Genomic DNA, 12,927 nt, shown 5'->3' on the forward strand with positions numbered 1-12,927 from the left:
TATCGCCGGGAGGCTGACCGGCCTCGTGCTGCTTTGCCTGGCCTGCGTTTCGCCCACCTTTGCCGCGTGCAATGGCGAAATGGTTTCAGAAGGCATTCACGGCGGTCCCGTCTGCGTGCCGGCCAATCCGCAGAGGATCGTCCTGCTCGAGCCGTGGTTGTCGCTCGGCACCCTGATCGAACTCAACGCTGCCATTGCCGGCGTGCCCGTGCTGGGCATCCAGGAGGAGAGCCTGCGCGCCGCGGTGGAACAGGGCGGCGTCGCGGATATCGGGCATCCCATGCAGCCCAGCCTGGAGCGGATCGTCGCGCTTCAACCGGATCTGATCATCGGCAGCACCTACATCCACGAACAGATCTACGGGAAGCTGTCGCAGGTGGCGCCCACCCTTCTGCTCGATCAGATGGACTGGAAGGCGCACTATCTGCTCCTGGCTCGGGTGGTCGGCAGGCAGGAGCAGGCGCGCCGGGCGCTCTCGGACTACGAGGACCGCGCGGCGGCGATCCGCGCGCGCGTCCCCGACGATCTCGAGGTCTCCGTGGTCCGCGTCGCCCCGCAGGGGTTCCAGGTCTATCTCGACGGTCCCGGCGCCTACGCGCCCTACCAGGTGCTGAGCGAGGCGGGCGTCAGGCGAACCGGGTACGAGACGACCGGCGACGACACCATGGTCAAGCGGCCGGACTGGGAGGAGCTCGCGGCACTCACCGGCGACGTGCTTCTCTACGTCGTCGTCGGCGGGATGACCCCGGAAGCCGACGACGACCTCGCCGCACGAACCGTCGACCACCCCTTCTGGAAGACGCTGCCCGCCGTGCAGGCCGGCCGGGCCTACCGGATCGACCGCGCGACATGGATGGGCTTCCACGGCATGGCGTCGGCGCACCGGGTGCTCGACGATGTCGAGGCCCATATCCTGGCCAATCCGTGAGCGGGAACATCAAGAGGTGAGCGTCGCCGCGAAAGGGGCCTCAATTGGCAAAAGGCGCCGCCTGGTCGCCCTTGGGGCGCTCTGCGCCCTTCTGCCCGTTGCGAGCGCGTGCTCGGTCAGCCTCGGTCACACCGCGGTCCCCGTGCGAGATATGGTCGATGCCATCGTCGCCTTCGACGGCTCCCGCGAGCATCTCGTCATCGTGACGATCCGACTGCCCCGGGTTCTCGCCGGACTGCTCGCCGGGGCCGGGCTGGCACTCGCCGGTGCGATCATGCAGGCCATCACCAACAATCCGCTGGCTTCACCGAGCCTGCTCGGAATCAATGCCGGAGCGGCCTTCGCCGTCGTTCTGGCCATCAGCGTGGTCGGAGCGGGCGCCCAGCACACCTTCGTCTGGGCAGCCTTCGCCGGGGCCGCCGTCTCGGCCGTTCTGGTCTCGCTCGTCGGCTCCATCGGTCCCGCGCACCACGCTCCGGTCAAGCTGATCCTCGCCGGGGCGGTGCTGACGGCGTTTCTCACCTCCCTGACCACCGCCATCCTGATCTACGACCGAGGCGCGCTCGACAGCGTCCGCCTGTGGACGGCGGGGTCCCTCACGGGCCGGACGATGAGCGAGGTCCGGGCCGTGGCGCCCTACATGGCCGCCGGCTTCGTGGCCGCCCTGGCCTTTCCCCGGCAGCTGGCGGTCCTGAGCCTTGGTGCGGACGTGTCACGATCGCTCGGACAAAGCCCGGTGGTCTGGCGCGGGGTCGCGGCCATCGTCGTGATCCTGCTGGCCGGTGGGGCGGTGGCGCTCGCCGGCCCGATCGGCTTCGTCGGGCTCGTGGTGCCGCACGTCGTGCGATTGACCGTGGGCACCGACTACAAATGGCTCCTCCCCTATGCCGCGGTGGGCGGAGCGCTCCTGGTGCTGACGGCCGACACCCTGAGCCGCATCCTCTTCGCCAGTCAGAGCTTTCCGGTCGGCGTGACCATGGCGATGATCGGCGCACCCTTCTTCATCTGGCTGGCCCGGTCGCGCCTGCGGGAGGCGCCATGACGCGGATTGTCGTGGCGCTCCTGGGGCTGCTTGCCGCGCTGACCGTCGCGGGGCTCGCCTATGGCGACCATCCGGTCGCGCCGGGAGACCTTCTTGGGCTCCTGCTGCGGCCTGGGGAGGTGCCGCCGCATGTCGCGATGATCGTGATCGATCTGCGCATGCCCCGGCTGCTCCTGAGCATGCTGGTGGGAGCCGCTCTCGCGGTCGCCGGCACCATCGCCCAGGCGGTCCTGCGCAACCCGCTGGCCGAACCCGGCCTCCTCGGCATCAATGCCGGCGCGGCCCTGGCGGTCATGATCGTCATGGTCGGGTCGGAGGGCGTGCCGGCCTGGCTGACGCCGTGGGCCGGCTTCCTGGGAGCCTCCGCCATGGCCGCGGCGATCTATGGGTTGTCCTGGCGAAGCGGCACGACGTCGCTGCGCATCATCCTCATCGGGATCGGCCTCGGCGCGCTCGCCGGAGCGGCGACGACCACCCTGTCGACGTTCGGAGCGATAACGGATGTCCAGCGCGCCCTCATCTGGCTCTCCGGCAGCGTCTATCATGCAGACTGGGCGGGCGTCGGCATCCTCGCCCTCTGGCTCGCCCTTCCCCTGGCACTGACGGTCGCGTCGGTCCGTCAGCTCGATCTCGTCCGCCTGGGCGATGACGCCGCACACGGACTTGGACAACGCGTGAACCTTGTCCGGGCGCTGATGATCGTTCTTTGCACGCTGATCTCGGGCGCAGCCGTCGCCGTTGCCGGCCTGATCGGCTTCGTTGGGCTGATCGCCCCGCACGTCGCCCGCCGGCTGGTCGGGCCGATGCACGCCCGCGTTCTTCCGGTGTCGGCACTGATCGGCGCCCTCCTTGTCGCCGCCGCCGACTTTCTGGGGCGCACGGCACTGGGGTCCGTGCAACTGCCCGCCGGCGTCGTCACGGCGCTGATCGGCGCACCGTTCTTCGGATTCCTGCTCTGGAGGCATCGCCATGCCGGAGCCTGAGCGGGGTGAGACGCGGTGCTTCGAGACGATGGATCTCTCCATCGGGTACGGATCGACGCCCGTTGTCGAGCATCTCGACCTGTCCGTGCCGGCAGGTGCCCTCACCGCGCTGGTCGGGCCGAACGGCAGCGGGAAATCCACCGTCCTGCGCGCCCTCTCCCGACTGCTCCGGCCAACGCACGGAACGATCCTGCTGGACGGGGCTTCGCTCGACCGGTTGTCGACCAGGGAAATGGGGCAGCGGATCGGCGTCCTGTCGCAGGGTCCGGTTGCGCCCGAGGGCCTCACCGTGCGGGACCTCGTCCAGCAGGGGCGCTATCCGCACCGGCCGCTCTTCAGCCGCTGGACGGAGACGGACCGTCTCGCCTGCGAGGAGGCGCTGGGCCTGACCGGCATGACGGACCTGCAGGATCGGCCCGTCGACCATTTGTCGGGGGGCCAGAGGCAACGCGCCTGGATCGCGATGACCCTGGCGCAGCAGACGCCGGTGCTGCTTCTGGACGAACCGACGACCTTTCTCGACCTGGCCCATCAGATCGAGGTGATGGAACTTGCCGCGCGCCTCGTGCGGACCAGGAAGAAGACGATCGTGGCCGTCCTGCACGACCTCAATCAGGCCGCCCGATACGCCGATCACATGATCATGCTGAAAGGCGGACAGGTCGTCGCGTCGGCCCCGCCACGCGACATCATGACGGCCGACACGATCCAGGCCGTCTTCGACATCCGCTCGACGATCATTGCCGATCCCGTGACCCACACACCGATGTGCATACCGGTGCCGGACCGCTTTTGACGTTCGGCCGGCCTGCCGGGGCTGTTGCCCCGGCGCAACACCCCCGAACGTAATCCGGGCAATGAACCACGGTGCGAACTCTGCCCCGAGGTCGAATTCCGCAATGAAATCAAGCGCGAACAGGGCGGGAGGCGGCTGGTCGCGCCGATCGGCCGATGCGGATTAAAGAAGTTCCAACCTACTGATATTGCACATCTTTTTCCCGTTCGCCTAAAATGGACTTCGTTGATCCAGTTTTAGGGAGCGCTTTCGGCCGCGTCGCGAGTCGCCGGTCCGTCGTCCCGGGCTGGATCGGCGACGCGCACGGTCCGTGTGTTCGGCGGTGCCTGCAGTTCTCGGGATTGATCGAAGGCAATCAGCAATCATGGGCCGCCTGTCCGACACCATTGCCGATCCCTCCGGAATCGACGGCCACGAGCTTCTCAATCGCGCCATCGAGATCTACTACGCCGACGTGGCGAAGGCGGTCGGGCGCCGCAGCCCCTCGCAGTACAATGCGCTCGACATCGTCCACGATCTCTACATCAAGCTTTCGTCCCAGCCCGAAGTGCTGCGGGACAAGCGATCGATCAAGGCGTTTCTCTGCCGTGCCGCGATCAACCTCGGGATCGATCAGTACCGGCGCGAACAGTTCGAGGCCCGGCTGTTTGCCTCGATGGAGCAGGCGGCAGACAGCGTCGCGGCGGGGTCGGTCGCTCCGGACCAAGGGCTTGAAACCGAGGCTCGCCTTCGTGTCCTGCGCGAGGCGATCGGCGAACTGCCGGCACGGCGGCGGGCAGTGTTCATCCTGCACCGACTGCATCACCGGACGCCTGACGAAATTGCCGCGAAGCTCGGCATTTCCCGGAACATGGTGGACCGGCATCTGCGGCGGGCCCTCGCCCATTGTCTCGATTGCCTGTCGCAGCTGGATTGAAGGTCCCAAAATCTCCGACCTGTTCGTCTAAGGAGTGAGACAGGGCCTCTCGAAAGGGGTGGCGCTCCCGGACAGCGGGCGGCGGCAGAGCAACCCGAAGGGCTTCCCGTCTTTCGCAGATGAACGTGGAGCTTCCCATGAGCGCCTTCGATGCGGCCGTCGCCCCGTCCCTTCGTGGTCCCGGGGGGGCGACCATTGAATGACGCACCGCGCGCGGGCATCAATCGGCAGCAGGCCTGCAATCTGGTTTGGGCGACCGCTTGACCAGCGAACCGGGTGTCAAACCGAACTGGAGCTCGTCGGGAACCATGGCGAAGAGGCGACTGACGCGCGAGCAGCGCAAGCGCCACGAGGAGGCTGCCGACTGGGTCCTCCGGAACCGGGACACGGCGCTCGCCGACGAAGACCTGCAATCGTTTCGCAGCTGGCTGGAGCAGGATCCCGAGAACCGCCGGGCCTACGATGCGGCGGAGAAGGTGCTCGGCGACGCCCGCTCCGCCATCAGCTCAGATCCGGGCCTGCGCGATTTCGAACCGAAGGCACCCGGGCGTGGCAAGGCCGCCGCCGGTACCGTGCTGGGCATTGCGATCGTTGCGCTGGCCTTCTTCAGCCTCGACGGACCAATGCGGATGCGGGCCGATGTCATCTCCGGCGTCGCGGAGCTGCCCGTTGTCGATCTCGATGACGGCTCCACCGTGTTCATGAACGCAGGATCTGCAATCGCGTTCGACTATACCGATCGCGCCAGAACGGTCCGGCTTCTGAGGGGCGAGGCCTATTTCGAGGTCCAGCCCGATCCCGATCGGCCGTTCAGCGTCCATGTAGGAGACGCACGCGTCACGGCGCTGGGAACCGCGTTCGACATCCGTCGGGGAGAGGACGAAACGGACGTCACGGTGACCCACAACGCGGTCCTGATGGAATTCGCCGGCCAGGACCTTGCGCCGATCCGGCTCGAAGAGGGCGAACACGTCAGCTACAGCGCCTCCCGTGGTCTCGGCGAGATCACCAATCAGAAGGCCTCGGCTGCGCTCGCCTGGCGCCGCGGATATCTGGTTCTGGACAATCAACCCCTTTCGAGCGTCGTCCAGGAACTCGAGCGGCACTTTTCCGGACGGATCCTCGTTGTTGGCGAAGGCCTGGGGGAACGGCGTGTAAGCGGCACCATTGCCGTTTCCGATACCTCGGCCGCGCTCGCCTTTCTTGAACAGGCGCTCGGCCTGAAGGCAACCAGGATGGGCCTGATCGTCGTGCTGAGCGACTGAAGGCTGCGTCGCCGAAGTCAGGCCGCCGTCCGCATCTGACGTTGAGCGCGATGGTCCTCTTCGACAGCGGAAAATGATGACGTCACGGTTGTCTACTTCAACGGGCGGGTCGACTGACGGGGAATCAGGGACGGGGTCGCGACCCTGAGGCGGTCCCCCTGCCGGTCCGCGCCAAGCTCCAGAAGCTGAAGCGCGGACGTGGCGATCTGGTCGAAGGGTACGCGGACCGAGGTGAGCGGCGTCGGCAGACGGCTTACCAGCGGAATGTCGTTGTAGCCGACGAGGGATATGTCGTTCGGTACCGAAAGGCCCATTCGCGACATCGCCGACAGTGCCCCGACCGCCGTATTGTCGTTCACCGCGAAGACCGCCGTCGGTCTTTCGCTCAGCTCCATCAGACGGTTGGCGGCTTCCGCCCCGGAATCCATGCCGAACGTCGAACTGACGATCCAGTCCGGCTCGATCTCCACGCCCGCTTCGGCCATCGCCTGGCGGTAGCCGTCCACCCGGTTCAGGGCGCTGGACGCATAGGACGGCCCCGCGATGAGACCGATGCGGCGGTGGCCCAGATCGAGCAGGTGCCGGGTGGCCAGGTAGCCGCCGAGCTGGTCGTCGCCGATCGACGTCGGGCTGTGGCCGTCCGTCCTCAGCGTCAGAACATAGTTCACGCCGCGCTGGTCCAGCTCGGACGGAAAGTCGTCGTCCATGCGGGTGGTCGACAGGATCAGCCCGTCCACGCCGCGGCTGAGCAGGGTGTCCGCCGCTGCGCGGCCGGCATCCGGGTTGTCGTTCGTGGTGGCCACCACGGCGAACTGGCCGGTGCGGCCGCACGCCAGGGCGATCGCCTCGTAGAGCATCGCCATGACCGTGTCGGTCAGGCGCGGAACGATCACACCGATCGTCATCGTCCGCCCGCGACGAAGGCTCGAAGCAGAGACATCGCGGATGTAGCCAAGCTCCGCTGCGACCCTGCGCACCCGCCGTGCGGTCTCGCTGTCGGAACGGGGCAAGCGGTCGTCCAAGATCCGCGAGACCGTCGATTTCGAGACGCCTGCCGCGGCCGCGACGTCGAGGATGGTGACGCGCGCGTTCCTCGCTGCGGGATCGATATCACTGCTCAACAGTCCCTCCTCGCGTCCGCCGCTCTGCACGCCCAACGCACATTTTTCTTGACTCGCACCCAGGCCGGCCGCTAGATGGGAACGTTCCCACAAACGATCCCTTCTCGCAAGTGCGAACACGCGGGCGCTGGAATGGGAACGTTCCTATAGACGATCCTGGAGGAAAAGCCGATGTCTGTCATGGATCTCCGCGGACTGAACCCCGCCCCAGTTACCGCCTTCACCAAGTCCGGCGAAGTCGATCACGACGCCAACGCCAAGGTGGCCCGCTGGCTCGCCTCGATCGACGGGGTCAAGAGCCTCGTGATCCTCGGCCATGCCGGCGAGGGGACGTTTCTGACGTCCGAGGAGCAGGTCGCGCTCATCCGCACCTACGCCGAAGCGGTGGAGAACCGTATCCCCATCATCGCCGGCATCACCGGCGAAGGCACCAAGGTCGCCGCCCTGGAGGCGAAGCGGGCCAAGGATGCCGGCGCCACCGGCGCCCTGGTCTACCCGAACCACGGCTGGCTGCGGTTCGGCTTCCAGAAGGGCGCGCCGCAGGAGCGCTACCGCGCGATCCACGAGGAATCGGGGCTTCAGTGCATCCTGTTCCAGTACCCCGACGCGACCAAGGCGAGCTACAACCTCGAGACCCAGCTCGAAATCGCCGGCCAGCCGGGCGTCGTCGCCACCAAGAACGGCGTCCGCAACATGCGCCGCTGGTACACCGAGATCCCGCAGCTGCGCGCCGCCCACCCCGATCTCCAGATCCTGTCGTGCCATGACGAGTGGCTGCTGCCGACCATGTTCGACGTCGACGGACTCCTGGTCGGCTACGCCTCGGTCACCCCGGAGCCGCTGGTCGATCTGATCAAGGCCGGCAAGGCCCAGGACTACTCCGCTGCCAAGGCGATCCACGACCGGCTGCTGCCCGTGACCCAGGCGATCTACCATCGCGGGTCGCACATGGAGGGCACCGTCGCGCTGAAGATCGGGCTCGTTCATCGCGGCATTCTGGATCACGCTACGGTCCGCGAGCCGCTGCAGCCGCTGGGCGAGGCCGCCGAGCGGGAGATCCAGGCGGCGATGGAGGCAGCGGGGTTCGCTTCCGTGCGTCAGACCAAGGCCGCCTGATCCGGCGCGCCCAATCACGGCCGCGTCTCCCTCGCGGAGGCGCGGACCCAAAAAAGACCCCAGGGAGGAAATCGTGATCAACTCAATGAAAATGCGCCTCGGCTCCGCGATCGTCGCCACCGCAGCCGCGTTCGCGACGATGGTCCCGGCCCAGGCCCAGGACATCCGCATCGGGGCCATGCGGGAAGGCTCCTCGTGGTACGTGTTCGCCGCCACGCTCGAACAGATGATCGAGCCGATCCTCGGTGACAATTCCGTCGAGGTGATCGCGCGTGGCGGCGGCGTCGCCAATCCGATGGTGGTGGAGAGCGGCAAGGCCGAAATCGCCCTGTCGAACGTCGCGACCGCCGTCTGGGCCCGCGACGGCGCCGACATCTACCAGGGCGCTTCGGCGCCCGACATCCGCGCCCTCGTCGGCGGGCTGAACGACGTCTACGTCGGCGTCATGGCCCGCAAGGAGTTCATCGACAAGGCCGGAACCGACGACATCGCCGAGATCATCGCCTCGGGCAAGCCGATCCGGCTCCTGATCAAGCCGACCGGATCGAGCGCGGTTCCGACCGCGGAGATGATCCTCGAGGCCTACGGCTCCAGCTTCGACAAGATCAAGGAAGACGGCGGAGACGTGATCCAGGTGGCCGCCGCCCAGATCCCGGACCAGCTCCGCAATGGCAACGCCGATATCTACATCGACACCATGATCAAGGGGCATCCGACGATCACCGAGGTCAATCTGACCGCTGACGTGGTGTTCCTGGACATTCCGCCGAAGGCGATGGACCTGCTCGCCAAGAACGGCCTTCAGCCGGGCACCTACGGGCCCTGGTTCGAGGACCAGACCAAGGCCAACACCGGCGCCAACCTCGGCACGGTGCTGATCGCCAGCGCCTCGCTCGACGACGAGACGGCCTACCAGATCACCAAGACGCTGATCGAGAACGCCCCCGCGATGGGCGAGGCCCATGCGGCATGGCGGAACTTCAAGCCGGAGGAGGCCTGGAAGCCCGAGAACGTGGGCATCGAGCTGCATCCCGGCGCGGTCCGCTACTACAAGGAACGCGGCTGGATGTAAGCGCCCGCCGGGTGGCGCGGGCCTGCGCCTGCGCCACCCGCTGCGGCTTCACACCGGTCGAGGAGGCCTGTCCATGCCCACGAAGTCTCTTCCCTCCCCCCTTGGCGCCGCGATCTTCCTGATCGGGCTGGCGTTCATCGCCTTCCAGGGCTGGATCCTGCTGGAACCCCAGCAGCCGATGTTCCAGCGCCCGATCCATCTCTGTTTCGCGCTGGTGCTGCTGTTCCTGTGCCGGCCGCTGAAGGCGCGGTGGATGCCCCGCGCGCTCCGGATCGGCCTCGACGGTCTGGTGCTGGCAGCGACGCTGGCCGTCGCCGCCTACTACCTGACCGGCTTCGAGCGGCTGACCACCCGGATGGAGAACGTCTCGCCGATCTTCCCCATCGACATCTGGGCCGGCGCCCTCCTGATCGGGCTGCTGCTCGAAGGCGCGCGGCGCGCGGTCGGCTGGATCCTGGTGGCGGTGCTTCTGGTGTTCATCGCCTACGCCTTCCTCGGCGGCGCCCTGCCCGGCTGGCTCTCCTTCCGCGGCTTCACTCTCGAAGCGGCGATCGAGATCAGCACCATGACGACGGCGGGCGTGCTCGGCATCACCACCTCCACCTCGGTCGACTTCGTCTTCTATTTCATTCTGTTCGGCGCCTTCTACGCCGCCGTCGGCGGCGGCCAGCTGTTCATCGACCTCGCCATCCGGCTTGCCGGCCGTGCCGTCGGCGGCACCGCCAAGACGGCAATCATCGCCTCGAGCCTGATGGGCTCCATCTCCGGCAGCGCCGTCGCCAACGTCGTGTCCACCGGCGTGTTCACGATCCCGCTGATGAAACGCTGCGGCTTCAAGGGCCACCAGGCCGCCGGCATCGAGGCAATCGCGTCGACTGGCGGACAGTTGATGCCGCCGGTGATGGGCGTGGCTGCGTTCATCATGGCGGAAATGCTGAACGTCCCCTACGCGCAGATCGCGCTGGCGGGCCTCATTCCGGCCGTCGCCTTCTATCTGGCTCTGCTCCTCGTCGTCGACCTGATCGCGCGGCGCGACGGCCAGCGCGCGATGACAGCCGAGGAGGTGGCCGCAACGGCGCCGCTCATGCCGCGCATCCATCTGCTGCTGCCGCCGATCGTTCTGATTACCGCACTGGTCTACGGCTACTCGGCCTCCTACGCCGCCGTGTTCGCGACGCTCAGCTGCCTTGTCGTGCCGTTTCTTCGTCGGAGCACGTGGATCGGCGGCGAGAAAATCGTCAATGGACTGCGCAACGCGCCGCGTCAGGCGGCCGAAGTTGCGGTGCCGATCGCCGCGATCGGACTGGTGATCGCGGTCGCCGTCCAGTCGAACCTGGCACTCAAATTTGCCGCTTCGCTGCTGTCGTTGTCGGAAGGGTCCATCTACGCCTCGCTGGCGCTGGCAATGGTCGGCTGCATCATCATGGGAATGGGCCTGCCGACGGTCGCCGCCTATATCATCGGCGCTGTGCTCTATGTACCGGCCCTGCAGAAGCTCGGTCTGGAGCCCCTCGCCGCCCACTTCTTCATCTTCTACTACTGCGTCCTGTCGATGGTCACGCCACCGGTGGCGCTGGCCTCGTTCGCCGCAGCCGGCGTCGGCCGGGCATCTGCCATGAAGACGAGCATGTCGGCGTTCGGACTGAGCCTCGTCGCCTTCTTCATCCCCTTCGGCTTCGTGTTCGATCCCGCCATCCTCGGCCAGGGAAGCGCCGGCGCGATCGCCGTCAGTGCCGGGGCGCTGATGATCTCCACCGCGCTTTGGGCCGTCGCGTTCGGGGGATGGTGCGGGCGACCGCTGGCATTGCCGCTCCGCGCGTTCGTCGCGGTGGCCGGCATTGTCGCCGTGATGGAGCCATTCGGGTCGCCGCTCTGGATCGCCGGTGTGACGGTCGGCTGGGGCGTGCTGGCGGCGACCTACCTCGCCTTCCGCCTTCAATGGCGAGCGGTGGGCAACCGCCTCTTCATTCAACCCGCGGAGTAACGGCGTGACGTGGCGCACTTGGCCTGCCGAAGGCCGGACCTGGACCGACGATGACGGGCGCACGCTGCGCCAGGTCACGACCCACCCGTCGATCCACCACCATCCCTTCTTTTTCGTTGACGCATTCGATCAGGCAATGCGGCGGCTGGTGTTCGTCTCCCACCGCACTGGCCGTCCCGAGATCTTCGTCGAGGATCAGGAAAGCCTGGAGCTGATTCAGCTCACTGAGGAGGAGACGCTCGCCGAATGGTCCGTCATTCCGTCCACGGACGGACGCTGGATCTACTACGTCGCCGGCCAGGCCGGATACCGGGTCTCTCCGGCCACCGGCGAGCGCGAGTGCCTGACCCACTTCGGTGCGGCCGAGATGCGCGAGAAGGGCATGGTCGGAGCGGCGATGGGCACGACCGCCCTATCGGCCAGCGGCCGCTGGTGGGCCGTCCCCGTGCGGGACGGCTCCCTCACCCGCTTCTGGATGATCGACACCGAGCGGGGCTCGACCGAGGTGTTTCTGGAAAAGGCCACGATCGGCCATCCCCAATTCTGTCCCGACGACGACGACCTCATTCTCTATGCCGGTCCCATGACGGACCGCGTCTGGGTCACCGACCGCAGCGGTCGGCAGGACCGGCGCCTGCACGAGCGCACCCACGACCTTCAATGGATCACCCACGAGGTCTGGCGTCCGGGCCGCCGGTCGATCCTGTTCGTCGACTGGCCGAACGGGTTGGGCGAGATCGACGTCGCCACCGGCGAGGTCAGGAGGGTCACCGACTTCCCAGTCTGGCACGGCGCCCCCGACGCATCGGGACGGCGGCTGGTCTGCGACACCAATTTTCCGGACATCGGGATCCACCTGCTCGACCTCGCCGAGCGGGACCGGCAGCGCGCCCGGTTCGTCTGCCGGCCTGAGGCGAGCTCGATGGGCGAGCATTGGGCCGGGCCGTTTCCCTACGCCAACGGGCCGGTGAAGGTCTACGCGCCGCAGCACACCCATCCCCACCCCCGCTTCTCCCCGGACGGACGGGAGATCGTGTTCACCTCCGACCGCAGCGGGAATGCCCAGATCTACGTTGTTTCCGAGGAGCTGCGATCGCCTGAACGTAAGGCTGACACAGCTGCCGGGAATGACGGTCCTGCTGTGTGATGGAGACTGACCGCTCGACGTCATGCGTTTGACGGCAGCGAGCGGCCAAGGACGGCTCCACGACGGGCGGGTCAGCTCCGGAGCAGGCCGACGGCGTGGAGCGCGGCAGCTGGATCCAGACCGATCCGGCCAAGGGCTGTTCACGATCCCACACCTCTACAGCGTGCTTCCGTCGTTCTTCGACGAGTCCTGGCGGCTGAGTGAGATCGAAACGACCTTTTCCGTTTGGGGGCAACGGCGAGATCGTTCCCCCAAACGCACGCGCTTCAAGGATGTGTGGTGGACACGTACGAGCACCCTGCGGGGTCAGAACCCGCAGTTTTCCTGGACTATTCAGCCACTATGAGAAGCCGTGAGAAGGGGAAATGGTGCCCAGGGGCGGATTCGAACCACCGACACTGCGATTTTCAGTCGCATGCTCTACCAACTGAGCTACCTGGGCGACCGTGAGGGCGCGGACCGGTCGGTCCGTCCCCCGCGTTGGGAGCGACGGTTTATAGGAAGTCGGCGGCGGCCTGTCCAGCCCGTTCGCACACCGTGCGGCCCAATCCACATTC

11 protein-coding genes and 1 tRNA gene are annotated in these 12,927 nt (G+C 67.1%); 10 read left to right on the forward strand and 2 right to left on the reverse strand.

The genetic code is table 11. The annotated features are described in order from the left end of the window. The first annotated feature begins 79 nt into the window (after positions 1 to 79). The 6 genes from AB7M35_RS21725 to AB7M35_RS21750 all read left to right on the forward strand — a co-directional run bounded on the left by AB7M35_RS21725 (position 80) and on the right by AB7M35_RS21750 (position 5,930). Entirely contained in the window at positions 80 to 928 is an 849-nt protein-coding gene (locus AB7M35_RS21725) for an iron-siderophore ABC transporter substrate-binding protein (protein ID WP_453962627.1), read from the forward strand. Next, positions 897 to 1,970, forward strand: a complete 1,074-nt coding sequence (locus tag AB7M35_RS21730; protein WP_453962628.1) for a FecCD family ABC transporter permease — start codon at positions 897 to 899, stop codon at positions 1,968 to 1,970. Before AB7M35_RS21725 ends, AB7M35_RS21730 begins: the two co-directional genes overlap by 32 nt. Continuing rightward, entirely contained in the window at positions 1,967 to 2,953 is a 987-nt protein-coding gene (locus AB7M35_RS21735; RefSeq protein WP_453962629.1) for a FecCD family ABC transporter permease, read from the forward strand. Before AB7M35_RS21730 ends, AB7M35_RS21735 begins: the two co-directional genes overlap by 4 nt. Then, positions 2,940 to 3,749: an ABC transporter ATP-binding protein gene (locus AB7M35_RS21740; protein WP_453962630.1), complete on the forward strand. Its 810-nt coding sequence runs from the start codon at positions 2,940 to 2,942 to the stop codon at positions 3,747 to 3,749. The genes AB7M35_RS21735 and AB7M35_RS21740 overlap by 14 nt, the downstream gene beginning before the upstream one ends. A 364-nt stretch (positions 3,750 to 4,113) precedes the next feature. Next, positions 4,114 to 4,665 (forward strand): RNA polymerase sigma factor, encoded by a 552-nt coding sequence (locus AB7M35_RS21745; RefSeq protein WP_453962631.1) that lies wholly within the window; start codon positions 4,114 to 4,116, stop codon positions 4,663 to 4,665. 260 nt (positions 4,666 to 4,925) lie between these two features. Then, positions 4,926 to 5,930: a FecR family protein gene (locus AB7M35_RS21750; RefSeq protein ID WP_453962632.1), complete on the forward strand. Its 1,005-nt coding sequence runs from the start codon at positions 4,926 to 4,928 to the stop codon at positions 5,928 to 5,930. Between the two features lie 92 nt (positions 5,931 to 6,022). Here the strand turns inward: AB7M35_RS21750 and AB7M35_RS21755 are convergent, their stop codons facing one another. Continuing rightward, a complete protein-coding gene (locus AB7M35_RS21755) occupies positions 6,023 to 7,051 on the reverse strand; it encodes a LacI family DNA-binding transcriptional regulator (RefSeq protein ID WP_453962964.1) in 1,029 nt (342 codons plus the stop codon). Between the two features lie 171 nt (positions 7,052 to 7,222). Here AB7M35_RS21755 and AB7M35_RS21760 point away from each other — a divergent pair, with 171 nt between their 5' ends. From AB7M35_RS21760 to AB7M35_RS21775, 4 genes are all read left to right on the forward strand, one after another. Next, positions 7,223 to 8,167 (forward strand): dihydrodipicolinate synthase family protein, encoded by a 945-nt coding sequence (locus AB7M35_RS21760; protein ID WP_453962633.1) that lies wholly within the window; start codon positions 7,223 to 7,225, stop codon positions 8,165 to 8,167. Positions 8,168 to 8,252: 85 nt separating this feature from the next. Further along, positions 8,253 to 9,239, forward strand: coding sequence for a TAXI family TRAP transporter solute-binding subunit (locus AB7M35_RS21765; protein ID WP_453962634.1), 987 nt, complete (start codon positions 8,253 to 8,255; stop codon positions 9,237 to 9,239). Positions 9,240 to 9,312: 73 nt separating this feature from the next. Then, positions 9,313 to 11,223: a TRAP transporter permease gene (locus AB7M35_RS21770; RefSeq protein ID WP_453962635.1), complete on the forward strand. Its 1,911-nt coding sequence runs from the start codon at positions 9,313 to 9,315 to the stop codon at positions 11,221 to 11,223. A 4-nt stretch (positions 11,224 to 11,227) separates the two neighbouring features. Next, positions 11,228 to 12,370 (forward strand): TolB family protein, encoded by a 1,143-nt coding sequence (locus AB7M35_RS21775; RefSeq protein WP_453962636.1) that lies wholly within the window; start codon positions 11,228 to 11,230, stop codon positions 12,368 to 12,370. 366 nt (positions 12,371 to 12,736) lie between these two features. On the opposite strand, the gene AB7M35_RS21780 is transcribed toward AB7M35_RS21775, so the two are convergent. After that, a tRNA-Phe gene (locus AB7M35_RS21780) sits at positions 12,737 to 12,812 on the reverse strand. Between the last annotated feature and the right edge of the window lie 115 nt (positions 12,813 to 12,927).

The sequence above is a fragment of the Amorphus suaedae genome (genome assembly GCF_053629675.1).

Excerpts from the sequence above, each read along its gene's own strand:
- AB7M35_RS21740 (WP_453962630.1), top strand. The coding sequence starts at position 2,940 with ATGCCGGAGCCTGAGCGGGGTGAGACGCGGTGCTTCGAGACGATGGAT.
- AB7M35_RS21725 (WP_453962627.1), top strand. The coding sequence starts at position 80 with ATGGTTTCAGAAGGCATTCACGGCGGTCCCGTCTGCGTGCCGGCCAAT.
- AB7M35_RS21735 (WP_453962629.1), top strand. The coding sequence starts at position 1,967 with ATGACGCGGATTGTCGTGGCGCTCCTGGGGCTGCTTGCCGCGCTGACC.
- AB7M35_RS21730 (WP_453962628.1), top strand. The coding sequence starts at position 897 with ATGTCGAGGCCCATATCCTGGCCAATCCGTGAGCGGGAACATCAAGAG.
- AB7M35_RS21745 (WP_453962631.1), top strand. The coding sequence starts at position 4,114 with ATGGGCCGCCTGTCCGACACCATTGCCGATCCCTCCGGAATCGACGGC.
- AB7M35_RS21765 (WP_453962634.1), top strand. The coding sequence starts at position 8,253 with ATGAAAATGCGCCTCGGCTCCGCGATCGTCGCCACCGCAGCCGCGTTC.
- AB7M35_RS21770 (WP_453962635.1), top strand. The coding sequence starts at position 9,313 with ATGCCCACGAAGTCTCTTCCCTCCCCCCTTGGCGCCGCGATCTTCCTG.
- AB7M35_RS21760 (WP_453962633.1), top strand. The coding sequence starts at position 7,223 with ATGTCTGTCATGGATCTCCGCGGACTGAACCCCGCCCCAGTTACCGCC.